Source organism: Kineosporia corallincola (genome assembly GCF_018499875.1).
Taxonomy (GTDB): domain Bacteria; phylum Actinomycetota; class Actinomycetes; order Actinomycetales; family Kineosporiaceae; genus Kineosporia; species Kineosporia corallincola.
The window spans coordinates 1-23483 of the sequence record NZ_JAHBAY010000009.1 but is presented as its reverse complement, the minus strand read 5'-3'; the positions used below and the strand labels follow the sequence as shown (position 1 = coordinate 23483).

Genomic DNA, 23483 nt, shown 5'->3' with positions numbered 1-23483 from the left:
CGCCCGGACGGACACACCCGGAAGATCCGGGCGCATCCGCCAGGTCACTGGTTGCTGAACGCGGCGTCGAACGACGCCGCCGGGGGCTCCCACAACAGCGACCGCACGAACTTCACCGCCTCGGCGGCACCGTGCAGCCGGTCCATGCCGGCGTCCTCCCACTCGACCGAGATCGGCCCGTCGTAGCCGATCGCGTGCAGGGCGCGGAAGGCGTCCTCCCAGGGCACGTCGCCGTGCCCGGTGGAGACGAAATCCCAGCCCCGGCGCGGGTCTCCCCAGGTCAGGTGCGAGCCGAGCACACCGCTGCGGCCACCGGCCGGGCGCACCCGGGTGTCCTTGCAGTCCACGTGGTAGATGCGCTCGCGGAACTCCCAGATGAACGAGACCACGTCGATCTGCTGCCACATCATGTGCGAGGGGTCCCAGTTCACCCCGAACGCCGCACGGTGGCCGATCGCCTCCAGCGACCGCACGAGAGTCCAGTAGTCGTAGGCTATCTCGGACGGGTGCACCTCGTGCGCGAACCGCACACCCTGGTCGTCGAACACGTCGAGGATCGGGTTCCAGCGGTCGGCGAAGTCCTGGTAACCCGCATCGATCACGGACGACGGAACCGGCGGGAACATCGCCACGTAGGGCCAGATCCTCGACCCGGTGAACCCGACCACGGTGTCCACCCCGAGCTTGCGGGCCACCCGGGCCGAGCGCTTCATGTCCTCGGCCGCGCGCTGGCGCACCCCCTCGGCGTCCCCGTCGCCCCACACGTACGGGCGCAGGATCGCCTCGTGCCGGAAGTCGATCGGGTCGTCGCAGACCGCCTGCCCGGCCAGGTGGTTGGAGATCGCGTAGACCTTCAGCCCGTGCCGGTCCAGGATGTCCAGGCGGCTCCGGACGTAGGCCGGGTCCTCGTCGGCGCGCCGCAGGTCGAGGTGGTCGCCCGACGCGGCGATCTCCAGGCCGTCGTAGCCCCAGCTCGCGGCCAGCCGGGCGACCTCCTCGAACGGCAGGTCGGCCCACTGGCCGGTGAACAGGGTGACGGGCTGCCGGGCGGGGGTCTGGTCCATGCGCCCGACGCTAGCCCGCGCGCCGGTGCGGGAAAAGCGCCGGATTAGGCTTTCTGGCGACCTTATTCGGCCATTCTCTCGAGCAGCACCTCCGGCCGCAGGAACTGCTCGGCCCCGATCACGAACCCGCCCGCGCAGCCCGCGTCGTCCGGTTGCAGCGAGCCGGTGATCGTCAGGTTGCGGGTGGCCAGCGGCAGCGCCCGGCGGTACACCACGCTGCGCACCCCGGCCAGCAGCTCGTCGGTGGCCTCGGCCAGCCGCCCGCCGAGCACGATGTGCGAGGGGTTGAACATGTGCACCAGCGAGGCCAGCACCTCACCGATCGCGGTGGCCGAGCGCTGCACCGCCTCCAGCGCCGCCGGCTCCCGGTGCACCAGGGCGCGCAGGAAGTCGTCCGCGGCGTCCGGGCCCCCGCCCGCCGGCCCGGCCGCGGCCCGGCTCAGGGCGCCCAGCCCGGCCACGGCCTCCAGGCAGCCGGTGTTGCCGCAGGCGCAGACCGCCGTGGCGTCGGGCACCCGCACGTGGCCGATGTCCCCGGCCGCACCGTCCGCGCCCCTCAGCAGCTGGCCGTCCGCGGTCACCAGACCGGCCCCGATGCCGGTGCCGATCTTCACGAACAACAACGGGCCGGGGGACGGCGGACGGGCCCGGGCCTCGCCCAACGCCCGCAGGTTCACGTCGTTCTCCAGGGTGACCCGGCCACCCAGACGCTCCCGGATGTGCCCCGACACCCGGTACCCGTCCCAGCCCGGCATGATCGGCGGCCGCACCACGGTGCCGTGCCGGTCGTCCACCGGCCCGGGCAGACCCACCACCGTGATGAGACGGGTTGCCCCGCCCGGGATCCCGGCCAGCAGCCGGGCCGCCTCACCAGTCAGCGTGTCGAGCACCGGGCCCGGCCCGTCCGCCATGGCCAGCTGGAGGTCGGCCGAGCCGAGCAGGTTCTGGCCGAGGTCGAACACCGCCAGCCGCACCTGCTGCGCCCCGCAGTCGGCCACCAGCACCCGGCCGAAGTCCGGGGCGATCTCCAGGGCCTCGGCCGGCCGGCCCCGCCCGGCCAGGTGCTGGAGACCGCCCACCCGCACCGCGCCGATCGACTCCAGGGCCCGGATGCCGGTGTCCACGGTGGAGCGGGCCAGGCCGGTGACCCGGCCCAGGTCGGCCTTGGAGGTGGCGGTGCCGCTGGAGATCAGCCGGGCCAGGGTGCTCGCGATCGTCTCCGGGCTGACCCGCGCCGACAGCGGCGGCACCTGGAGCCACACCGTCTCGGGCAGCCGCTCGGGAACACCGGACGCACGCACCTCGCTCACGTCCGCAGACCCTACCCACCGCGTCCGTGGAACCGCCGGGCGCGGCCCCAATTCCGTCGACCAGGGCCTGATTAATTCCCTGACCCGGCGTAATTCAGTCGTTGAACGACGGATTGACGGATCGCAGACTCGTCGCAACCGGTCCGGCGCGACGCCGGAGAAGCACAGGGGCAGGACGGCATGACTACGGACATTGCAGACGTACCAGCGAGGTTGCGTCACGGGATCGTCGGCACCGGCTTCATGGGCCAGGTGCACGCCCGGGCGATCGCGGCCGGCGGCGGTGAGCTCACCGGCGTCGCCAGCGGCACCCTGGAGCAGGCTCGCGAGGGCGCCCGCGCCCTGGGCGCCGGCCAGGCCTTCGCCGACTGGTCCGGCCTGGTCTCCTCCGACCAGGTGGACGTCGTGCACGTGTGCGCGCCCAACGCCGTGCACGCCGAGATCACGCTGGCCGCCCTGGCCGCCGGCAAACACGTGGTGTGCGAGAAGCCGCTGGCCGTCTCGGTCGAGCAGGCCGTGAAGGTGACCGACGCCGCCGCCGACTCCGGCCGGGTGGCCGTGGTGCCGTTCGTGTACCGGTTCCACCCGATGGTGCGCGAGGCCCGGGCCCGGGTCGCCGCCGGGCAGGTCGGCCGCCTGAACGTGGTGCACGGCAGCTACCTCCAGGACTGGCTGCTCGGCGCCGACGACGACAACTGGCGGGTCTCCTCGGCCACCGGCGGCCCCAGCCGGGCGTTCGCCGACATCGGCTCGCACTGGTGCGACCTGCTGGAGTTCGTCACCGGCAGCCGGATCACGGCCCTGTCGGCCCGGCTCGCCACGGTCAACGGCAGCCGCGGCTCGACCAGCGCCGTCGACACCGAGGACGTCGCGGTGGTGCAGTTCGAGACCGACGCCGGGGTGCTCGGCTCGACCGTGATCAGCCAGGTCTCGGCCGGCCGCAAGAACCGCCTGTCGCTGGAGATCTCCGGCTCGGCCGCCACGCTGGCGTTCGACCAGGAGAACCCGGAGCAGCTGTGGGAGGGCCGGCGCGAGGGCAGCCTGCTGCACGTGCGCGACCCGCAGACCCTCTCGGCCGCCGCCGCCCCCTATGCGGTGCTCCCGGCCGGCCACGCGCAGGGCTACCAGGACTGCTTCAACGCCCTGGTGCGCGACACCCACGCCGCGATCAACGGCGAGAACACCGACGGCCTGCCCCGTTTCACCGACGGCCTGCGGGCGGTCCGGCTCGCCGACGCCGTTTTGGCCTCCGCGCGCGAGCGTTCCTGGATCACCGTCGAGAACCACTGACCAGAAACTGGAGTCGAACGATGGCAAAGATGCATCGTCTCAGCATCAACCCGCTGCCCTGGATTCTGGGCGACCTGGCCTACAACCTGAACGCCGGGGTGGTCGACACCGCCCTGAGCGACCTGAAGGCCACCGGCTACACCGCGATGACGGTGGAATGGCCCGCGGAGATGAGCGTTCCGGACTACGGCGCGCTCTTCGCCAGGAACGGCATGGCCCCGGCACCGGGCTACTTCTCCGGCGCGTTCCACGACCGTGAGGCGCACGCCGGGCTGGTCGAGGGGATCAAGCGGCACGCCGAGGCCCACGCCCACTTCGGCCTGGACCAGGCGTTCATCGCCAACGACCTGGTGCCCGAGCGGATCGCCGCGCCCGCCGTGGGTGCCGGTGACTTCACCGGCTCGGCCGCGGTGATCGCCGAGGGCATGGCCCTGGCCGCCGAGGCCGCCGCCTCGACCGGGGTGCGCTACGCGCTGCACCCGCACGTCGGGTCGCTGGTCGAGGTGGAGTCGGAGATCCGTGAGGTGCTGGACCGGTCCGCGGGCGGCGCACTGGGTTTCGGCCCGGACACCGGCCATCTGGTGTGGGCCGGCGCCGACCCGGTGTCGATCATCGGCGACTACGCCGACCGGGTGGTGGCCCTGCACGTGAAGGACGTCGACCCGGCCGCCCGCGCCGCCGCCCTGAGCGCCGGCGACGACTACATGACGGCGACGCTGAAGCGCCACGTCTGGATCGAGCCGGGCCGGGGCCAGATCGATTTCGCCCGGGTGATGGCCGCGCTGCCGCAGGACTGGGACGGCTGGACCGTGGTCGAGGTGGACGTGCCGAACCTGCCCGACCGGATGGCCAGTTCGCGCTTCGCGCTGGAATTCCTCACCGGGCAGGACTTCTACACCGGGACGCCGGCGTGAGCACCCCAGTGACAGGGTGCGCCTGCTCATCTCGTCGTCCTCAGTTCTCGCACCGCACCAGGTGATCCGCTTCCACACAACGGATTCCGTCACCACCGTGACCCTGCCCGACCCCGGCCCACGAAGGCCACCCCGTCACCGCCGGGAGCACCACGCACCTCGACGGCTTCGCCGCCGACCTGCACACCCTCGCAGTCCTTCTCACGCCCTGAACCCCCGGCTCCCCCTCGCGAACCGTCTCAAAGAAGAGGACTGGTCCACATGAGCGACCTCCATGCACCCACGTCACCACCGCTCGTCGCCCCCGGCGGTCTCCTGGCCCGGATCCGGCCGAGCAACCCGCACGGCGCCGAGCCCACCGAACCGGTCTCCGGCTGGTTCATGTTCATCTACTTCTTCGCCCAGGTGGCCGCCTGGGTCGGCATCCTCACCCCGGTCGTGGTGACGATCGCCCTGCGGGTCTCCGAGATCACCACCGCCGCCGAGCGCGCCACCCAGCTCGGATACGTGCTCAGCGTGGGCGCTTTCGGCTGCATGGTGGCCGCGCCGATCGCCGGCACGCTGTCCGACCGCACCACCTCGCGGTGGGGCCGGCGGCGCCCGCACATCGTGGCGGGCGGCGCGTTCCTGCTGCTCGGCCTCACGATCATCGCGTTCTCGCCGAACATGTGGCTGCTCGGGCTGGGCTGGCTGATCTGCCAGGTGGGCTCGCAGTTCAACCAGGCCGCGATGAACGCGATCCTGCCCGACGTGGTGCCGGAGGGTCAGCGCGGCCGGATGTCCGGCCTGCTGGGACTCTCCGCGACCCTGGCGATGATGCTCGGCACCTGGGTCACGCAGTACACCACCGGCAGCACGATCGCGATGTTCCTGGTGCCGTGGCTGCTCATCCCGATCGGATACGGGCTGCTGCTGGCGGTTTTCCCGGACACGCCCGCCGACCGGGCCACCGTGGGCCGGTTCCGGGCCAAGGACCTGGCGCTGTCGTTCTGGATCAACCCGGTGCGCTACCCGGACTTCTCCTTCGCCCTGCTGAGCCGCCTGCTGGTGTTCGTCGGCACCGCGTTCCTCACCACCTACCAGGCCTACTTCCTCAGCGACCACCTGAACGTCAGCACCTCGGAACTGGCGTCGTTCGTGTTCTTCTCGACCACCGTGACCGCTGTCATCACCGTGTTCATCTCGATCACCGGTGGCTGGCTGTCCGACCGGCTCAGCCGCCGCAAGCCGTTCGTCGGCGTGGCCGCGCTGATCGTCAGTGCCGGCCTGGTGCTGATCGGCACCTCGGACACCTTCAACCAGTTCATCGTCGGCGCCGCGGTGACGAGTCTCGGCCAGGGCCTGTACTACTCGGTCGACATCGCGGTGGCCGCCGCCGTCATCCCGAAGGACGAGGGCGCCGCCAAGGCGATGGGCGTGTTCCAGATCGCCAACAGTCTGCCGCAGTCGCTGGCCCCGGCCATCGCCCCGCTCTTCCTGGCCATCGGCGGCACCGGCCAGAACTACCAGGCCGTGTTCTTCGCCGGTGTGGTGTTCGCGATCCTCGGCGCCCTGGCGCTGCTTCCGGTCAGGGGCGTCAAGTGACCTTCACCGACCTGTTCGACGGCAGCACGCTGAACGGCTGGCGGGCGATCCCCCGGGTGTACGGCGCGGAGTACCCCGGCGGGCCGGACATCTCCGAGACCCTCACCCGGCTGGGCCTCGAACCCCCGGTCGAGCCGGAGAAGCACCCGGCGGTCTGGGCGGTCGAGGACGGCGTGGTGGTCGGCCGGCAGGGCACCCCCGGCTACGGCGGCTACCTGATCACCGAGAAGGCCTACGGTGACTTCGAGCTCGTGATCGAGGTGAAGCCGGACTGGCCCGCCGACACCGGCGTCATGCTGCGCCGCCGCCCGGACAGCTGGGAGGGCTTCCAGGTGCTGGTGGACCACCGGCGGTCCGGCTCGATCGGCGGGTTCTTCGGCAACGGCCTGGCCAGTTTCCACGCTGTCCCGTTCGCCCTGGACCTGGAACGGGACCAGGACGGGAACGGCACCGGCCTGCGCGAGGACGACCCGGCGTCGTCCCAGGAACCCCTCACCCCGGCCAAGCGGCGCCTGCTGTCGTACGCCGCCGAGGTGGACGACTTCCTCCGGGTCTGGCGCTGGGACGACTGGAACGAGCTGCGGGTGCTGTGCGTGGGCGGCGCCCTGCCGACCATCACCACCTGGGTCAACGACCTGGAGATCGCCGAGCTGAACACCGCGGCGATCGACGTGCCGAACTACGACCCGGCCAGGATCGCGGAACTGCTCGGCGCCCGTGGGCACATCGCCCTGGAGGTGCACGACAACGACGCCGTGTTCGGCGAGTCCCGCTGGGGGCCGGGCGCCGCCTGCCGCTGGCGGAACGCCCGGATCCGGGAACTGTCCTGAGGCCCGGAATCACCCACCGTTCGCGGTGCGGGAACCGGGAGCCGGTGCTCGTGCTGGAGCCGGTGGACTGACCGGTCAGCGGACCGCCGGGATCCCCTCCGCCCCGACGACGCGGAACCCGGTCCCGGGCAGCAGGCGCGCGGCCTCCTCGTCGTCCTCCACCACGACCACGCTGCACGCGTTTCCGAGGGCGCGGGACAGATGGGCCGCCACGTCGTCCTCCTGTTCCACCGAGACGCTGCCGGGTGGGGCGATCAGGGCGACGTCGAGCCGTTCCGGGAAGGTGCGGGCCGTGCCCGCCGCCACCGGCCCGGCCACCGCGATCCGGGTGACCGGTGAGCAGGTGGCCGCGACCCGGCGCAGTAGCTGGTCGATCCGCGGCTGCGGGTCGGCCAGCTCGGCCAGGGCCGGCCAGAGCACGTGCTCGGGTACCAGCACCACCTGTTCGCCGACCGGGAAGGTGACCAGCCCGAGCAGGGCCAGGCGCAGCGCCACCCTGGTGAACTGCTCGGGCACCACCGCCGCCGCGGCCGACGCCGAGCGCACGTCGACCACGAGCCGGCCCAGCGCGTGCTGCCGGGCCAGCTCGGCCACGGTGCGCCCGGCCGCCCCGGGAAACAGTGTGGCGACCGGGTTCTCGTAGTTCACGACACCACCTTCAGGCCGCCACCTTCTTGGTCTCCCAGAAGATCGTGGCGATCTCGTCGATCTTCTCCAGCAGGCGGTCGGCCACGGCCGGGTCCCACGACCCCTTGGTGCCGCCGGCCCCGGCCAGCTTGGTGGCCTCGTTGAACAGGCCGTGCAGCTGCGGGTATGCCTCGAAGTGCGCGGGCTTGAAATAGTCGGTCCAGAGCACCCACAGGTGGTGCTTCACCAGGTCGGACCGCTCCTCCTTGACGGCCAGCGCGCGGGCCCGGAACACCTCGTCGTCGGAGGCCAGGGCCTTGGTGACGGCCGCCTTGACCGACTCGGCCTCGAGCCGGGCCTGGGCCGGGTCGTAGACGCCGCAGGGCAGGTCGCAGTGTGCGGACACGGTGTGGGTGCGGGCGAAGATCCTCATGCGGTGGACGCTAGGACCTCAACTCGAGTTGAGGTCAAGCAGCTTGCCGGGTCGTAACCGGCACGGGTACCGCGATCGCGGTACACCGGTCGCACCCCACGGCTGACGTCGCGGCGGCCCGGCGGCGCAAGAGTGAGAGGCACGACGAGAAGCCCGGTCACGGGCACCCGTCGTCCCCCCCTTCAGCCCCTGCCGAAAGAAGAAACACGTGGTCCGCCTTGCGAACTGGTGCACCCGACGGTGGTACCTGGTGCTCGGAACCTGGCTGGTCGTCCTGCTCGCCCTCGGCGGGCTGGCGATCGGCAAGGGAACCAGTTTCACCGACTCCACCGACCTGCCGGACAGCGAGTCCGCCACCGCCTACAGCCTGCTGGCCCGGGCCGGCGACGGTTCCGCCGGCACCGAGAGCGGAAAGATCGTCTGGCACAGCGACAACGCGTCGGTGACCGGCGGCGCGACGCGCTCGGCGATCTCGTCACTGCTCGCCACCGTGGCCGACGAGCCGGGCGTGGTCTCGGTCGTCAGCCCCTACACGAAGGCCGGCGCGAGCCAGCTGAACCGGGACGCGGACACCGCCTTCGCCACGGTCACCCTGACCACCGACGCCGACACCGGGCCGATCGAGGACGCCGTGGCGGCCGCCCGCGCGGACGGCCTGGAGATCGAGCTGGGCGGCACGGCGTTCACCGAGCAGCCCGCGGCCGGCGGGATGACCGAGGGCCTCGGCGTGGTGGTGGCCCTGCTCCTGCTGCTGCTGGTGTTCCGCTCGTTCGCCGCCGCGATGCTGCCGATCGTCACCGGCGTGGCCGGGGTGGCGGTGTCGATGCTCGGCGTAATGGTGATCTCGCACGTGGTGGACCTGTCGTCGAACGCCCTGACGATGGGCGCGCTGATCGGCCTGGGCGTCGGCATCGACTACGCCCTGTTCATCGTCAACCGGCACCGCAAGGCCCTGGTCGCCGGGGCCGACGTGCCCTCGGCGGTGGCGCAGGCGCTGAACACCTCCGGCCGGGCGGTGATCTTCGCCGGGCTGACCGTGATGGCGGCGCTGCTGGGCATGTACGTGATCGGTATGGGCATCCTGACCGGGATGGCCTTCGCCGCGGCCTTCACGGTGTTCTGCACGGTGATCGCCGCCAACACCCTGCTGCCCGCGCTGCTGCGGGTGCTGAAACTGAAAGTGCTCTCGCGCAGGCAGCGTCGCGGCCTGACCGGTCCGCCGGCGCCGGCCGGGCAGGGTCTGTCGTGGCGCTGGGCGGGCGCGGTCCAGCGTCGTCCCCTGCTCGCCGTGCTGGCCGCCCTGGTGGCCGTGGCCGCCCTGGCCTACCCGGCGCTGAGCATGCGGGTGGGCAACGCCGACGCCAGCAGCGACCCGGCCGACTCCGCCTCGCACGCCTACTTCGAGCTGATGTCGGCCGGTTTCGGCGAGGGCGCCGACGCCACCCTGCTGCTGGTCGGCGAAACCCCCGACGCTGCCTCGGAGAAGGCCTTCGGCAGCATGGTCGCGAGCCTGCCCGGCACCGCGGACGTGGCCTCGGCCGTGGTCACCTCGCAGTCCGGGGGCCTCTCGGTGGCCGCGGTCACGCCCAGCTCCAGCGCCCAGACCGAGGAGACCTCCGACCTGGTGCACCGGCTGCGCGAGACGGTGATCCCGCAGGCCGGGAACGGCACCGCGATGCAGGTGCACGTGGGCGGCACCACCGCGACGAACATCGACATGTCGGACGCCCTGATGGACAAGCTGCCGGTGTACCTGGTCCTGGTCGCCGTACTCGGATTCCTGTTGCTGGTGCTGGCCTTCCGCAGCCTGCTGGTGCCGCTGCTGGGCGCGGTGTCGAACCTGGCGACGATCTGCGTGGGCCTGGGCGTGGTCACCGCGATCTTCCAGTTCGGCTGGGGCAGTGAGCTTCTCGGTGTCGGTACCGGCGCCCCGGTGATGTACATCGTGCCGGTGATGCTGGCCGGCGTGATGTTCGGGCTGTCGATGGACTACCAGGTGTTCCTGGTCAGCTCGATGCACGAGGAGTTCCACCGGGACGGCGACAACCGGCGCGCGGTGCGGGCCGGCCTGGCCGAGAGCGCCGGGGTGATCGTGGCCGCCGCCACCATCATGCTGGCCGTGTTCTCCTCGTTCGGCTTCAGCGGCGAGCGCATCGTGTCGGCGCTCGGCCTGGGCCTGGCGATCTCGGTGGTCGTCGACGCGTTCGTGATCCGGCTGACCCTGATGCCGGCACTGCTGACGCTGATCGGCCGGGCCAACTGGTGGTACCCCCGGGCGCTCGACGCGGTCACGCCGCGGCTGGCGCTGGAGAACGCGCAGACGCCGGAGCCCGCCGAGGCGGTATACAGCTACGACGGCGATCTGCCCGGGACACAGCAGAACTGGGACGAAAGGGTCTCGAACCGGTCATGAGTTCCACGGTGGCGGTCCAGGCCCGGGAGAGGCGACTCTCCTGGGCCTGGCCCGCGTTCGACCTGGCCTATCTGGCGGTCATGTTCGTCACCGCCACGGTGCGGGAGGGCGGCCGCGACCTGCCCGGGCCGCAGCTGACCGGGCTGGTGCTGCTGTCCTGGGCGCCGCTGCTGCTGCGCCGCCGGCATCCGCTCGGCGCGCTGGTCGCGGTCACCCTGATCGAGATGGTGCACGTGGCGTTCGGGGTGTCGGTGGGCCCCCACCCGAACGCCAACGAGGTGATGGGCGCGTTCCAGCCGGTGCCGCTGGCCACCATGGCCGCGGCCTTCACCCTGGCCGCCAGGCGGTACGGCCGGGCCGGCTGGCTGCCCGGGGCGCTGGCCGGGGTGACACTGCTGCTGACCGGCGTCCTGATGCAGGACCACGCGCTGCTGGTGACCTGTTTCGTGGCGCTCGACCTGGTGATCATCGCGGTCGGCGCGGGGGTGCTGGTGAGCCACCGGCGCGAGCGCATCGTGCGGGACGAGCGGGAGCGGGTGTCGCAGATCCGTGGCGAGGTGGTGGCCGAGCGGATGCGCATCGCCCAGGATCTGCACGACGTGCTGGCCCACCACCTGACCCTGGTGAACGCCCAGGCCGGGGTGGCGGACTACCTGCTGCGCTCGGACCCGGACGCGGCCTCGGGGGCGCTGCGCGACATCGCCGGCAACACCCGCCGGGCGCTGGACGAGCTGCGGGCCACGGTCGGGATGCTGCGCCAGGACGGCGAGACCGGCCACCCTCCCGACGACCCGCTGCGCCCGGCCCCCGGACTGCACCAGGTGGACGACCTGCTGGCCGGCTTCCGGGCGGCGGGGGCCGACCTGGTCCTGGCCGTCAGCGGTGACGCGGTGGAGCTGCCCTCCGGCAAGGACCTGGCCGCCTACCGGATCGTGCAGGAGGCCGTCACCAACGCCACCAAGCACGCCCCCGGCGCACCGGTCACCGTCGACCTGCACTGGCAGCAGCACACCCTGACATTGCGGATCACCAACCCGGCCCCGCCCGGGCGCCCGGCCGGTCATCAGGGCCCGGGCACCCGGCACGGGCTGATCGGCATGCGCGAGCGCGCCGTCACCGTCGGCGGCACCCTGAACGCCGGCCCGGTGCCCGCCGGGGGTTTCGCCGTGATCGCCACCATCCCGCTGAGAAACGAGGCCTGACATGACCATTCGCGTGCTGCTCGTCGACGACCAGGCCCTGCTGCGCTCCACGCTCGGCCTGCTGTTCGCCGCGATCGCGGACATCGACCTGGTGGGTGAGGCCGGAACCGGTTACGAGGCGGTCGAACTGGCCCGCAGCACCCGGGCCGACGTGGTGGTGATGGACATCCGGATGCCGGACCTGGACGGGATCGAGGCGACCCGCCGGATCACCGCCGACGACGACCTGGCCGGGGTGCGGATCCTGGTGCTCACCACGTTCGAGACCGACGAGCTGGTGGTGCGGGCGCTCCAGGCCGGGGCCAGCGGGTTCCTCGGCAAGGGGGCCTCGCCCGACGAGCTGGTGCAGGCGGTGCGCACGATCGCGGCCGGTGAGTCGCTGCTGTCGCCCAGCGCCACCACCGCGCTGATCGCCCGGTTCCTGGAGCAGCCGCAGATCACCACCGGGGTGAGCACCCAGACCCTGGTGCACCTGACCGAGCGGGAGAAGCAGATCACCACGCTGGTCGGGGCGGGGCTGTCGAACCAGGACATCGCCGAGCGGCTGTTCATCAGCCCGGCGACCGCGAAAACCCATGTCAACCGGGCGATGATGAAGACCGGCGCACGGGACCGGGCGCAGCTGGTGGTGTTCGCCTACGAGAGCGGGCTGGTCACCCCGGCCACCCGCCGCGCGCTGCCCTGACCGGCCCGGTTCGAGGTCAGGTGGGGCGGGGCCAGATCTGACCGAGGTGCCGTTCGATGTCCATGTTGAAGCGTTTGAGGCAGGCGCCGAAGGTGGCGATCTCCTCGTCGCTCCACTCGGACATCAGCAGGTCCAGCCCGTTGACCGTGAGTTCCCGCTGGGCGTCCAGCTTCTCGCCACCCAGCTCGGTCACCGCGAACTTGCGCGCGATGCCACCGTCCGGGTCGGGGATGCGCAGCAGCAGCCCGGCCTTGACCGCGGCCGCCGTCTGCCGGTTGAGGGTGGAGGCGTCGAGCCGCAGCGCCTCGCTGAGCTCACCGATCGACATCGGCCCCTGCACCCGGATGCGGCTGAGCAGGATGTAGGCGCTGCGTTCCAGGAAGTGCCGGGTGTCGAGCGATCCGAGCGAATGTCTTTGCAGCAGCATCTGCTCGTACTCGATCTGCTCCGTGCGCCTGCCCACTACCCACTCCGCAACTGTTTCCGGCCGGTCCACGTCGAGTTTCCCACGCGCACCGCCTGGTTGCTTGCATCAACGATATGCATCGTGCACAGTATGTGCATCGTACACACGATGTCTTTGGTCCTCTCCTGGAGCTCGGCTTGAACACCCCTGAATCCCCCGCAGAGAAGCCGCACCCGACAGCCGTCATCGCCACCCTGGCGTTCGGCGGCACGGTGGCCGCGATCATGCAGACCCTCGTCACGCCGCTCATCGCCGAGCTGCCGCAGATCCTCGACACCCCCGCCTCCAACGCCGCCTGGGTCATCACCGTCACGCTGCTGGTGGCCGGTGTCGCGGTGCCGATCGCCGGCCGCCTGGGCGACCTGCTCGGCAAGCGCACCATGCTGCTGGCCTGCACCGTGCCGCTGATGGCCGGCTCGGTCATCTGTGCCCTGGCCACTTCCGTGGTGCCGATGATCGTCGGCCGCGGCATGCAGGGCCTGGGCATGGGCATCGTGCCGCTCGGCATCGCGATGCTGCGCGACGTGGTGCCCCCGGCCCGGCTGTCCGGCGCCATCGCCCTGGTCAGCGCCTCGATGGGGATCGGCGGCGGCCTTGGCCTGCCGATCGCCTCGGCGGTCGCCGAGTACACCAGCTGGCGCGTGCTGTTCTGGGGCGCGGCCGTTCTCGCGGCCGTCGTCGGCACGCTGATCTGGACCTTCGTCCCGGCCACCCCGGCCGCCGCCCGGGGCCAGCGCTTCGACCTGCCGGGTGCGCTCGGCCTGGCCGTGGGCCTGGTGTCGCTGCTGCTGGCGATCAGCAAGGGCGCCGACTGGGGCTGGGCCTCCGGCACCACGCTCGGCCTGTTCGCCCTGGCCGTGGTCGCGCTCGGCACCTGGGGCTGGTGGGAGACCCGGACCACCGACCCGCTGGTCGACCTGCGCACCACCGCCCGCCCGCGGGTGCTGATGACCAACATCGCCTCGGTGTTCGTCGGTGTCGGCATGTACGCCCAGATGCTGGTGTTCCCGCAGCTGCTCCAGCTGCCCGAGGCCACCGGTTACGGCCTGGGCCAGTCGATGCTGGCGGCGGGCCTGTGGATGGCACCCGGCGGCCTGACGATGATGGTCATCTCGCCGCTGGGCGGCAAGCTGATCGACTCGCGCGGCCCCAAGTTCACCCTGGCCACCGGCGCCCTGGTGATCGCCGTCGGCTACGGCCTGGCCCTGGTGCTGATGGGCACCGCCCTGGGCCTGATGATCACCGGGATCGTGATCAGCAGCGGTGTGGCCCTGGCCTACGGCTCGATGCCGGCGCTGATCATGGGTGCCGTGCCGATGTCGGAAACCGCCGCGGCCAACGGTTTCAACACGCTGATGCGCTCGCTCGGCACCACCATCGGCTCGGCCGTGATCGGCGTGGTGCTGGCCCAGATGACGATGAACCTGGGTGGCGTGACTCTGGCCTCGGAGAACGGCTTCCGGGTGGCGCTGGTGCTGGGCGGAGCGGTCTGCCTGGTGTCCGCGCTGGTCGCGGCGTTCATCCCGGCGGCCCGTCCGGCCACCGGGCAGGACACCCCGGGTGCTCAGCCGGAGTCGGCACCGGCCCAGCCGGTCGAGGCCTGACTTCTCTCGAACGGGGGACGACGGTGGGCTCCTGACGGAGCTCACCGTCGTCCCCCGTTCTGGTTGTCAGCTCGTCTGGACCACGTAGCGCGTGCCCACCGTGGTGAGCCGGCCGTCCACCCGGTCCGTCTCGGGGTCCAGCATGAAGAACACCTGGTGCCCGCCGTCCGACACCTGCACCTCGCAGCTGTAGCCGCTCGGCCCGGGGCGGCAGGTCACCCGGGGCCGCTCCCCCGTCGCCCGGATCACCGCGTCCCGCACGGTCGTCACCAGCTCGCGCGGGGTGCCTCCGGTGGTCCAGCCGCAGTAGACCAGGCCGGTCCCGTTGCAGTCGCGGTGCATCACCAGGTCGGTCATCGGGGCCGGGCCGGCCAGGGTGGTGGCGAGTGTCCGCACCCGCTCGGACGCCTCCCGGCTGCGGGTCTGCTGCACGTGCCGGGTCACCGGGACGGCCACCGCGGTCACCAGCGCGAGGGCCAGCGCCAGCGTCAGTACCGGGTGGACGCGCGGGGTTTCGTGGACGCCTTGGGTTTCGTGGACGTTCACGGCCGGGTCGGCGGGCGCGGCCAGGTCGGCGGGCGCGGCCGGATGCGTGGGTGGAGCCACCGGCCGGGCGCGCAGCCGGGCGGTCAGCCGGGCGGTCAGCCGGCCCAGCACCGGCGCGGCCGCGAACGTCCCGGCGGTGACGGCGGTGAGCACGACCGGCGACTGCCCCCACACCTCCCAGCCCGCCACACCCGGCCAGCCGCCGGGCCGCAGGTAGGCGAGGGCCATCACCAGCAGCACACCTGCGTGGGCGAGGGCGGCCAGAGCGGTCCGGGCCGCACCGCCGGCTCTCAGCGCCCCCGCCACCAGCCCACCGGCCACCAGCAGCGACCAGCCCGCCGCCACCACCAGCTGGGGACGTTCCGGGTCACCCGTCATCGGCGACTGCGCGGCCAGGCAGGCGGCGGTCACGATCAGGAACAGCGCGCCGACGGGAATGCCTGTCCCCCGGTCGTTCTCCGGCCGGACGCCGCGCAGGTGGGCCGTCCACCAGGTGCCGGCGGCCAGCACCGCGAGCAGGACCGCGCCGACCGCCAGGTGCCAGGCGGCCACGGTGTCCGTGCCGTCCTCGCGCACCAGCGACTCCGAGACCGGCGCCGCCACCAGCGTCATCGGCCCCGCGACCGCCCCGGTCAGCGTCGCGAGGGCGATCAGCCGGTGCCGCCCGGCGGCGAGCCCGGCGGCCGTGGCCACCGCGACCGTCCCGATCCCGGCCATCGCCGCGACGTGCAGCCACGGCGAGGAGAACCCGAAGTCGTGAATGTCCTGGTCCAGCAGCCAGGTCCGGGCGGCACGGCGGGCCAGCCAGGTGATCACGCCGGTGGTCCCGGCGATCACCGCACCCGTGATCACGATGCCTGCCGCACCGGTTGTCCTGGTCCGCGGCGTCGACACGTCCATCCCACCACCGTCGGCAGGGCAGAGCCAGAACTGAGGACGACGGGGAGCCCGTGCCGGGCTCCCCGTCGTCCACCGTTTTTCAGCTCGTCCGGCTCCGGTGCAGCAGCCACACGAAGTACGGCGCCCCGATGATCGCCGTGACCAGGCCGGTCGCGATCTCCGACGGGGCGATCACGGTGCGGCCCACGGTGTCGGCCACGCAGACCAGCACCGCGCCGAGAGCCACCGCGACCGGCACCGAGCGGGCGTGCCGGCCCCCGGCCAGGGCCCGGGCGGCGTGCGGGGCGACCAGCCCGACGAAGCCCAGGGCACCCACGGCGCAGGCCGCGGCGGCGGTGAGAACCGCGGCCAGCGCGCAGAACCCGAGGCGGGCGGCGTCGATCCGGACCCCGACCACACGGGGGAAGTCCTCGTCGAGCGAGACCAGGTCGAGGGTGCGCGACCCGAGCATGGTCAGCGGGATCCCGATCAGCAGGCAGATCAGCACCGGCACGGCCTGGTCGGTGCCCCGGCCGTAGGTGGAACCCGAGAGCCAGGTCAGGGCCAGGTTGGTGTCCCACGGCGAGACGATGACGACGATCAGCGTGGTCAGGGCGGTGGCGGCGGAGCTGACGCCGATACCGATCAGCACCAGCCGCTCCGACGACAGGCCCTTGCCGGTGCGGTGGTTGCCGGAGGCCAGCCACAGCACCAGGCCGAAGGTCGCCAGCGCGGCCACGGTGGCCAGCCCCATGATCGACCAGACGCCCAGGTCGGGAGCCAGCGTGATGACGGCGACGGCACCGACCGAGGCACCCGGTGTCACCCCCAGCAGACCGGGCTCGGCCAGCGGGTTACGGCACACGGCCTGCACGATCATCCCGGCCAGGGCCAGGGCGGCCCCGCCGGCGAGCGCCACCAGCACCCGCGGCCAGCGCTGGTTGAGGGCGAAGTTGACCTGGGTCCCGGCGTCGTCCCTGAGCCAGTTGATCACGTCACCGAGCAGCACCACGCGCTGGCCGAGCAGCAGGCCGGAGATCAGTGAGCCGGCCAGGGCCACGGCCAGCACCACCCAGACCCCGGTCACCCAGCGGCCGGAACGCACGGTGCCGCGCGCGCCGCGGGTGCCGGCGCCGACCGCACCGCCACGCAGGCGGCGGGCCAGCCAGACCAGCACGCAGGCACCGGACAGGGTGGTGACCACACCGGTCGGGATGACGATCGAGACGTCGTCGGACAGGAACAGCCGCAGCAGCACGTCGGCGCTCACCACGACCAGCGAGCCGAGCACGCCGGCCAGCGGCAGCAGCAGCAGGTGCCGGGCCAGGGCCGGGATCCGGCGGGCGGCCGAGCGGGCGGCGACGCCGGCACTCAGGCCGACGAAACCGATCGGCCCGGTGACGGTCACGGCGACGGCGGCCAGCAGCACCGACAGCAGCACGGCGTAGAGCCGGCTGCGCCGTACGTCGATCCCGAGCACCCGGGCGGTGTCGTCGCCCAGGGCCATCACGTCGAGCCGGTGGGCGAGCAGCAGCAGACCGGCGACGCCCAGCACGATCAGCGGGATCGCCATCTTCACCTGGTGCCCGCCGGACTGCACGGTGGTGCCGCTCTGCCAGGCGAACAGGCCGGTGGTCTGGGTCTCGAACAGCATCAGCAGCACGTACGAGAACGAGCTCAGCGCCAGGGCGATCGCCGAGCCGGCCAGCACCAGCCGGGTCGGGCCGCCGTCGCCGCCGTGGGCGACCAGCAGCACCAGGCCGGCGGCGACCACGCCACCGATGAAGGCGACCAGACCGTCGAGGTAGAACGGCAGGCTGATGCCGAACGCCGCGACGGTGACCACGGTGAGGTAGGCGCCGGAGTTGACGGCCAGGGTGTCGGGCGAGGCCAGCGGGTTGCGGGCCACCGACTGCAAGGTGACGCCGGCGACGCCGAGGGCCAGGCCGATGAACACGGCGGCCCCCAGGCGGGGCAGGCGGCTGGCGACGAGGACGGCGCTGGCGTCGGACTCCCGCCCACCGGGCAGCACGGCCCGCAGCAGTTCACCGACGCCGAGGTCGGCCGTGCCCTGGGTCAGGTGCACCGCGCTGAGCGCGGCCAGCACGACCAGGCAGACGGCGAAGACGCCGGCCACGCCGAGGGTCGCGCGGGTGGACACGGGTTGCCCCGGGGACGCGTCCTGCGTCCCCGGGGCGGTGTGCGTGGTGGCCATCGATCAGCTGCTGATCAGCTGGCGGAGGAGCCGGTGATGTTCTCCACCACGGTGTCGATGTAGGCCTCGGCGGCCTTCGGGCCACCGAACATCCAGATGCCGTTGGCGATCGGCTTGACGTTGTCGTTCTTGACGAAGCCCAGCTTCTTCCAGATCGCGTTGTCCTTCAGCGAGGCGACGAAGCTGTCCGCCGGGGCGGCGCCCTCGACGTAGAGGAAGGTGCTGTCGGCGTCCGTGACCTTGGTCAGGCCCTCGACGTCGATGGTGGCCAGGCCGTACTCCTCGTCGCCGCCCTCGGTGTACTGGTTGTCCAGGCCGAGCTCCGCTGCCACGGCGCCGAAGAACGAGGTCGGCGTGTACATGCGGATGGTCACGGTGCCGGACTGCACCCAGCCGTCGGACATGGTGAACGGCGCGCCGGCCTTGCCCGCGGCCTCCAGGGCGGCCTTGCCCTCCGCCACCTTGGCGTCGAACTCGGACAGCAGCGTGGTGGCGGTGGCCTGCGTGCCGGTGACCTCGGCCAGCGTGTTGACCGTCTTCTCCATGTAGCCGATCGGGTCCTTGCCGTCCGAGCCGGCCAGCACGACGACCGGGGCGATCTCCTCGAGCTGGCTGTACACCTTGTCGGTCAGGCCGGTGACCGAGACGATCAGGTCGGGCTCCAGGGCGGAGATGGCGTCGGTGTTCGGGGTGCCCCGCTCACCGACGTCGGCGGTGTCCGCGTCCAGCGGCACCACGGTGTCGTAGTCGTTGTAGCCGTCGACGTCGGCGGCGCCGACCGGGGTGACGCCGAGCGAGAGCAGGTTCTCGGTCAGGCCCCACTCCAGCGAGACCACCTTGGTGGCGGGGGCGTCGAGCTTGACCGCCTTGTCCCGCGCGTCGGTGACCTCCACCGGGCCGGACGCGGTCGTCGAGGCGCTCGCGGTGTCCGAGGAGCCGGCCGAGGACTCGGTGGTCCCGCAGGCGGACAGGGCGAGAGCGAGAGCCGCGGTGGTGAGCGCGGCCACCTGGGTGGTGCGCGCACGGCGAAGGGCGGTGAACATGGAGGTCCCTCGGGAGATGTGAACGGGTGGAAGGTGTTTCGGGTGGTTCAGGCGTGCCGGTGCGTGTGCCGGCCCACCGGGTGGGTGCGGACCAGGCCGTTGTCGCCGGCCTCCACGTCGATGCGCAGGCCGTAGACCTCACTGAGCAGGTCGCCGGTGAGCACCTCGGCGGGCGTGCCGTCGGCCCGGACCACCCCGGAGTGCAGCAGCACGATGTGGTCGGCCACGGCCGCGGCCTGGTTCAGGTCGTGCAGCACGACCCCCAGGGCCACACCGTGCTCGTCGGCGAGATCCCGGATGATGTCGAGGGTCTCGATCTGGTAGCGCAGGTCGAGGAAGGTGGTCGGCTCGTCGAGCAGCACCACCCCGGTGTCCTGCGCCAGGCAGGTGGCCAGCCAGACGCGCTGGAGCTCCCCGCCGGACAGCTCGTCGACCGGCCGCTCGGCCATGCCGGCGACCCCGGTCAGGCGTAACGCCCGCTCGATCACGGCCTGCCCCTCGTCGTCCCCCGTGCCGAACCGGCCCCGGTAGGGGTGGCGGCCGTAGGCCACGACGTCCCGCACCCGCACCCCGCCGGGGGTGGGGCGGGACTGGGTGAGGAGCGTGACCTTCCGGGCGAATTCCTTCGGGTGGAGGGTCAGCGCGTCCAGGCCGTTCTCGAGCGTGAGGTCTCCGGACCGCGGCGTGTGCAGCCGCGCCAGGGAACGCAGCAGCGTGGACTTGCCGGACCCGTTGGGCCCGATGAGCGCGGTCACCCGCCCGGCCCGCAGGTCGATGCGGGCACCGTCGACGACGGTGCGGCCGCCGTAGCCCAGGGTCAGGTCGGCCCCGGTCAGGGCCGGGGCGGATAAGGTCGCACTCACGAAGGTGAGGCTAACCTATGTTTCGCCCGTGACCTGCACCGGGGCCCCCTGTGATTTCCCTGTGCCTGCCCTTCACCCACGGGCGGGGGTTCAGCCTGGGTCAAGGCGTTTCCGGCAGACTGCTCGGCGTGCGGGTCTTGGTGGTGGACGACGAGGCGCGGTTCGCCGAGGGCATTCGCCGGGGGCTCGTCGCCGAGGGGTTTTCGGTGGACGTCGCCGAGAACGGCATCGACGGGCTCTGGCGTGCCCGCGAAGTCCGTTACGACGCCATCGTTCTCGACGTGATGATGCCCGGCCTCAACGGGTACGCGGTGTGCCGGGCCCTGCGCGACGAGGAGAACTGGACGCCCATCCTCATGCTGACCGCCCGCGACAGCGCCGGCGACCAGGTGGAGGGGCTCGACACCGGCGCCGACGACTACGTGGTCAAGCCGGTGGAGTTCCCGGTGCTGCTGGCCCGGCTGCGCGCGCTGGTGCGCCGCGGCCGCCCGGAACGTCCCACCGTGCTGTCGGTCGGCACCCTGGTGCTCGACCCGGCCTCCCGCGAGGTCCGGCGCGGCGGCACCCCGATCTCGCTGACCAGCCGGGAGTTCGCGGTGCTGGCGTTCCTGGCCCGCAACGCCCGCTCGGTGCGCTCGAAGGCCGACATCCTGGGCGGGGTCTGGGACGACGACTTCGAGGGCGACCCGAACATCGTCGAGGTGTACATCGCCCACCTGCGGGCCAAGATCGACCGGCCGTTCGGCGTGGAGACCATCGTCACCGTGCGCGGCGCCGGGTACCGGCTGGTGGCCGATGTTTAGGGACGTGCGCGGGCGCTGGTCGCTGCGGGTCCGGATCACCTCGGCCACCACCGCCATCGTGCTGCTCGTCCTGGGCTGCGGCGCGGTCGGTTTCGTGTTCATGCTCCAGCGCATGGTGGTGATGGCCCAGGCCACCACGGCGAAGCAGCAGGCCGACCAGATCGCCGGCGAGACCCAGCAGGACGGCGCCCTGCCGCCGTTCGAGGCCGACGAGGTGATCATCCAGCTGCAACGCCGCGGCACCGTGGTGGCCGTGGCCGACGACGACTTCATCGACACCCCCGCGCTGCCGGTCAGCAAGGACCCGCGCATCGTGCGGGTGCTCGGCGAGCGCTGGGTGGTGCGCTCGCGCCGGATCGTGCTGCACGAGGGTGGGGTCGAGCACGTGGTGGTGGGACGCTCCCTGGAGGGCGCCGACGACGCGACCCGTTCCGCGGCACTGCTGTTCGGGGCCGGCGTCCCGCTGATCAGCCTGTTCGTGGCGGCCCTCACCTGGACCGCGGTGGCCCGGTCGCTGCGGCCGGTCGAGCGGATCCGCTCCGACGTGGAGAAGATCGGCGACGAGACGTCGTGGCGGGTGGACGCACCGCCCGGGCGCGACGAGGTGGCCCGGCTGGCCGCCACGATGAACGTGATGCTGGAACGCCTGGAGAAGACCCGGCGCGCGCAGCAGCGTTTCGTCTCCGACGCCTCGCACGAGCTGCGCTCGCCGGTCGCGGCCATCCGCCAGCACGCCCAGGTGGCCGTGCTGCACCCGGAGGCCACCACCCTGCCCGCGCTGGCCGAGGTGGTGGACGCCGAGGCGGCGCGGCTGGAGGAGCTGGTCAGCGGCCTGCTGCTGCTGGCCCGGGTGGACGAGCGCCGGGCCGCGAACCTCCAGGAGCTGGACCTGGACGACCTGGTGCTGGCGGAGGGAAAACGGTTGCGGGCGCTGGGGGTTCACGTGGACGCGACCGGGGTGGGCCCGGCCCGGGTGCTGGCCGACGTGGCGCTGATGACCCGGGCCGTGCGCAACGCCGCCGACAACGCGCGCCGTCACGCCCGCGGCACGGTGGCGTTCGAGCTCACCGACGACGGCACGACCGCGGTGCTGCGGGTGGACGACGACGGGCCGGGTGTGCCGGCCGAGGACCGCGAGCGGGTGTTCCACCGTTTCGAGCGCCGCGACGACGCCCGCGACCGGGACAGCGGCGGCGCCGGGCTGGGCCTGGCGATCATCGCCGAGGCCGCCCGGCAGACCGGTGGCTCGGCCCGGCTCGACACCTCACCGCTGGGCGGGGCCCGGCTGGAGATGCGGCTGCCGTCGGGGGCGGCCCGGCCGGCCTGATCGCGGGTTCCCGCACCGGGCTGTGATCCAGCCGATATGCGGCTATTCGGTAAATGCTGTGCGAAGCCTGTGGATTTGTCCCTAGGGTCGCAGTCATCACCGGCGTCGGGGCGCCGTCAGCAGATCCATCAGAGGGATGAAACACGTGACCACGCGTTCCAAAGTCATGGCGTTCGCAGGCTTCGGCCTGGCGGCCGCGGTCGGGATCAGCGGCTGCGGATCGGGTTCGGACGGCGACGCCGCCACCGAGAAGAGCAGCGCCACGGGCAACACCCCGAAGGAGAAGGTCGTCGCGGCCTTCACCAATCACGCGAGTCTCTCCACGGCCGGCTACACGCTGGCGCTCGACAGCACCGAGCAGGACATCGCGAAGATCAGTGCCGCGCAGCCGAAGAAGGGTGACGACGAGACCATCACGGCCTCCGACATCAAGGACGCGGCACAGGTTCTCGGCGGCAAGGTCACACTGACCCAGACCGCGCCGGACGGCAAGACCTTCGCCGACATGTTCCGGGTCAGTCAGTACAGCTCGGCCGACCCGCAGGTCTGGAAGGACCCGGCCAAGGTCAAGGCGATGCTCGAGGAGCAGGGCTCGGCCTCGGCCTCGGTCGTGCTCGACGACTCCTCGCTGGTCGACTTCGTCACCACCGACGGCGTGGTCTACCTGCGCGCCGACGCCGAGAAGATCGCCACCATGTCCGGTCTGGGCAGCGTCAGCGACGCTCAGGCCATGCTCGGTCAGCTGCCCCCGAGCATCGCCACCCCGGCGAAGACCGCGCTCGACGGCGGCTGGCTCTCGATCGACCTGGTCCAGACCGTCACGGTTCTCGGCGACCAGGGCGTTCTCGACGCCCTGCCGCAGGAGACCGTGACCCCGTCGATCGACCCGAAGCAGGTGCAGGGCTTCGTCGACTCGCTCCAGGCCTCCCTCGAGACCGACTCCCAGGTCACCGAGATCGACGGCGGCGACCAGGGCGACGGTTACCGGGTCGTGGTGCCGATCAGGAAGATCGCCACCGCGGTGCAGGACGACCTGGTCGGCATCTTCGGCCAGGACCTGGCCGGCGACCTGAGGAAGAGCATCAGCGAGGTGCCCGACGACGAGACCGTCACCGTGGACGTGTTCGTCGACGACGACAAGCTCAGCGGCGTCAACCTCGACCTCGTGCAGTTCCTCGAGAAGCCGGTCGAAGACGTCACTTTCGCACTGGACGTCGACATCGACGACGAGGCCGCCCCGGTGCGGGCCCCGGGCGGCGCCACCGCCGTCGACGTGAAGGCCATCCTGGACACCATCCCGGCCGACGCGTTCACCGGCCTGGCCGAGGGCCGCTGATCCGACCGCAGAACACGGCGGGCCGGGGCGGGGGGGGGCCGGCTCCCCC

General features: G+C 72.2%; 20 protein-coding genes. 11 read left to right on the top strand and 9 right to left on the bottom strand.

Annotated features, from left to right (window positions below):
• Positions 1 to 44: 44 nt before the first annotated feature.
• Together KIH74_RS21110 and KIH74_RS21105 are read right to left on the bottom strand one after the other, a co-directional pair.
• Complete coding sequence (locus KIH74_RS21110) at positions 45 to 1064, bottom strand: sugar phosphate isomerase/epimerase family protein (RefSeq protein WP_214157774.1); 1020 nt, start codon at positions 1062 to 1064, stop codon at positions 45 to 47.
• Positions 1065 to 1126: 62 nt separating this feature from the next.
• Positions 1127 to 2374: an ROK family protein gene (locus KIH74_RS21105; RefSeq protein ID WP_214157773.1), complete on the bottom strand. Its 1248-nt coding sequence runs from the start codon at positions 2372 to 2374 to the stop codon at positions 1127 to 1129.
• Between the two features lie 180 nt (positions 2375 to 2554).
• Between KIH74_RS21105 and KIH74_RS21100 the strand changes: the two genes are divergently transcribed.
• From KIH74_RS21100 to KIH74_RS21085, 4 genes are all read left to right on the top strand, one after another.
• Positions 2555 to 3664 (top strand): Gfo/Idh/MocA family protein, encoded by a 1110-nt coding sequence (locus tag KIH74_RS21100; RefSeq protein WP_214157772.1) that lies wholly within the window; start codon positions 2555 to 2557, stop codon positions 3662 to 3664.
• 29 nt (positions 3665 to 3693) lie between these two features.
• The gene (locus KIH74_RS21095; RefSeq protein WP_214157771.1) at positions 3694 to 4578 is read left to right on the top strand and encodes a sugar phosphate isomerase/epimerase family protein; all 885 of its coding nucleotides are present in this window, start codon (positions 3694 to 3696) and stop codon (positions 4576 to 4578) included.
• Between the two features lie 261 nt (positions 4579 to 4839).
• Positions 4840 to 6162 (top strand): MFS transporter, encoded by a 1323-nt coding sequence (locus KIH74_RS21090; protein WP_214157770.1) that lies wholly within the window; start codon positions 4840 to 4842, stop codon positions 6160 to 6162.
• Positions 6159 to 6992 carry a 3-keto-disaccharide hydrolase gene (locus KIH74_RS21085; RefSeq protein WP_214157769.1) on the top strand — a complete coding sequence of 278 codons (834 nt, stop codon included), beginning with the start codon at positions 6159 to 6161 and terminating at the stop codon, positions 6990 to 6992. The genes KIH74_RS21090 and KIH74_RS21085 overlap by 4 nt, the downstream gene beginning before the upstream one ends.
• Before the next feature lie 75 nt (positions 6993 to 7067).
• Here KIH74_RS21085 and KIH74_RS21080 read toward each other — a convergent pair whose 3' ends face one another.
• Both KIH74_RS21080 and sodN read right to left on the bottom strand, forming a co-directional pair.
• The gene (locus KIH74_RS21080) at positions 7068 to 7640 is read right to left on the bottom strand and encodes a hypothetical protein (protein WP_214157768.1); all 573 of its coding nucleotides are present in this window, start codon (positions 7638 to 7640) and stop codon (positions 7068 to 7070) included.
• Between the two features lie 10 nt (positions 7641 to 7650).
• Complete coding sequence (sodN, locus tag KIH74_RS21075) at positions 7651 to 8052, bottom strand: superoxide dismutase, Ni (RefSeq protein ID WP_214157767.1); 402 nt, start codon at positions 8050 to 8052, stop codon at positions 7651 to 7653.
• A gap of 208 nt (positions 8053 to 8260) precedes the next feature.
• On the opposite strand from sodN, the gene KIH74_RS21070 reads away from it, so the two are divergent.
• The 3 genes from KIH74_RS21070 to KIH74_RS21060 are packed head-to-tail and all read left to right on the top strand — an operon-like array spanning position 8261 to position 12352.
• A complete protein-coding gene (locus KIH74_RS21070) occupies positions 8261 to 10465 on the top strand; it encodes an MMPL family transporter (protein WP_214157766.1) in 2205 nt (734 codons plus the stop codon).
• Complete coding sequence (locus KIH74_RS21065; RefSeq protein ID WP_214157765.1) at positions 10462 to 11667, top strand: sensor histidine kinase; 1206 nt, start codon at positions 10462 to 10464, stop codon at positions 11665 to 11667. The genes KIH74_RS21070 and KIH74_RS21065 overlap by 4 nt, the downstream gene beginning before the upstream one ends.
• Before the next feature lies 1 nt (position 11668).
• Positions 11669 to 12352, top strand: coding sequence for a response regulator transcription factor (locus KIH74_RS21060; protein WP_246572846.1), 684 nt, complete (start codon positions 11669 to 11671; stop codon positions 12350 to 12352).
• Positions 12353 to 12368: 16 nt separating this feature from the next.
• Here the strand turns inward: KIH74_RS21060 and KIH74_RS21055 are convergent, their stop codons facing one another.
• Positions 12369 to 12815, bottom strand: a complete 447-nt coding sequence (locus KIH74_RS21055; RefSeq protein WP_214157764.1) for a MarR family winged helix-turn-helix transcriptional regulator — start codon at positions 12813 to 12815, stop codon at positions 12369 to 12371.
• A gap of 140 nt (positions 12816 to 12955) precedes the next feature.
• On the opposite strand from KIH74_RS21055, the gene KIH74_RS21050 reads away from it, so the two are divergent.
• Positions 12956 to 14422 carry an MFS transporter gene (locus tag KIH74_RS21050; RefSeq protein WP_214157760.1) on the top strand — a complete coding sequence of 489 codons (1467 nt, stop codon included), beginning with the start codon at positions 12956 to 12958 and terminating at the stop codon, positions 14420 to 14422.
• A 66-nt stretch (positions 14423 to 14488) separates the two neighbouring features.
• On the opposite strand, the gene KIH74_RS21045 is transcribed toward KIH74_RS21050, so the two are convergent.
• The 4 genes from KIH74_RS21045 to KIH74_RS21030 form a co-directional block, all read right to left on the bottom strand.
• The gene (locus KIH74_RS21045; RefSeq protein ID WP_214157759.1) at positions 14489 to 15868 is read right to left on the bottom strand and encodes a hypothetical protein; all 1380 of its coding nucleotides are present in this window, start codon (positions 15866 to 15868) and stop codon (positions 14489 to 14491) included.
• A 79-nt stretch (positions 15869 to 15947) separates the two neighbouring features.
• The gene (locus KIH74_RS21040; RefSeq protein ID WP_214157758.1) at positions 15948 to 18062 is read right to left on the bottom strand and encodes an iron ABC transporter permease; all 2115 of its coding nucleotides are present in this window, start codon (positions 18060 to 18062) and stop codon (positions 15948 to 15950) included.
• A 14-nt stretch (positions 18063 to 18076) separates the two neighbouring features.
• A complete protein-coding gene (locus tag KIH74_RS21035; protein WP_214157757.1) occupies positions 18077 to 19105 on the bottom strand; it encodes an ABC transporter substrate-binding protein in 1029 nt (342 codons plus the stop codon).
• Between the two features lie 47 nt (positions 19106 to 19152).
• Complete coding sequence (locus KIH74_RS21030) at positions 19153 to 19968, bottom strand: ABC transporter ATP-binding protein (protein WP_214157755.1); 816 nt, start codon at positions 19966 to 19968, stop codon at positions 19153 to 19155.
• A 128-nt stretch (positions 19969 to 20096) separates the two neighbouring features.
• On the opposite strand from KIH74_RS21030, the gene KIH74_RS21025 reads away from it, so the two are divergent.
• From KIH74_RS21025 to KIH74_RS21015, 3 genes are all read left to right on the top strand, one after another.
• Positions 20097 to 20771: a response regulator transcription factor gene (locus tag KIH74_RS21025; RefSeq protein WP_214157754.1), complete on the top strand. Its 675-nt coding sequence runs from the start codon at positions 20097 to 20099 to the stop codon at positions 20769 to 20771.
• Positions 20764 to 22098 (top strand): sensor histidine kinase, encoded by a 1335-nt coding sequence (locus tag KIH74_RS21020; RefSeq protein ID WP_214157753.1) that lies wholly within the window; start codon positions 20764 to 20766, stop codon positions 22096 to 22098. Before KIH74_RS21025 ends, KIH74_RS21020 begins: the two co-directional genes overlap by 8 nt.
• Before the next feature lie 145 nt (positions 22099 to 22243).
• Positions 22244 to 23434, top strand: a complete 1191-nt coding sequence (locus KIH74_RS21015; protein ID WP_214157751.1) for a hypothetical protein — start codon at positions 22244 to 22246, stop codon at positions 23432 to 23434.
• Positions 23435 to 23483 lie beyond the last annotated feature (49 nt).

Coding starts and splice junctions, on each gene's coding strand:
- KIH74_RS21110 (WP_214157774.1), bottom strand. CDS start 1,064: ATGGACCAGACCCCCGCCCGGCAGCCCGTCACCCTGTTCACCGGCCAG.
- KIH74_RS21100 (WP_214157772.1), top strand. CDS start 2,555: ATGACTACGGACATTGCAGACGTACCAGCGAGGTTGCGTCACGGGATC.
- KIH74_RS21095 (WP_214157771.1), top strand. CDS start 3,694: ATGCATCGTCTCAGCATCAACCCGCTGCCCTGGATTCTGGGCGACCTG.
- KIH74_RS21090 (WP_214157770.1), top strand. CDS start 4,840: ATGAGCGACCTCCATGCACCCACGTCACCACCGCTCGTCGCCCCCGGC.
- sodN (WP_214157767.1), bottom strand. CDS start 8,052: ATGAGGATCTTCGCCCGCACCCACACCGTGTCCGCACACTGCGACCTG.
- KIH74_RS21065 (WP_214157765.1), top strand. CDS start 10,462: ATGAGTTCCACGGTGGCGGTCCAGGCCCGGGAGAGGCGACTCTCCTGG.
- KIH74_RS21060 (WP_246572846.1), top strand. CDS start 11,669: ATGACCATTCGCGTGCTGCTCGTCGACGACCAGGCCCTGCTGCGCTCC.
- KIH74_RS21045 (WP_214157759.1), bottom strand. CDS start 15,868: ATGGACGTGTCGACGCCGCGGACCAGGACAACCGGTGCGGCAGGCATC.
- KIH74_RS21040 (WP_214157758.1), bottom strand. CDS start 18,062: ATGGCCACCACGCACACCGCCCCGGGGACGCAGGACGCGTCCCCGGGG.
- KIH74_RS21035 (WP_214157757.1), bottom strand. CDS start 19,105: ATGTTCACCGCCCTTCGCCGTGCGCGCACCACCCAGGTGGCCGCGCTC.
- KIH74_RS21020 (WP_214157753.1), top strand. CDS start 20,764: ATGTTTAGGGACGTGCGCGGGCGCTGGTCGCTGCGGGTCCGGATCACC.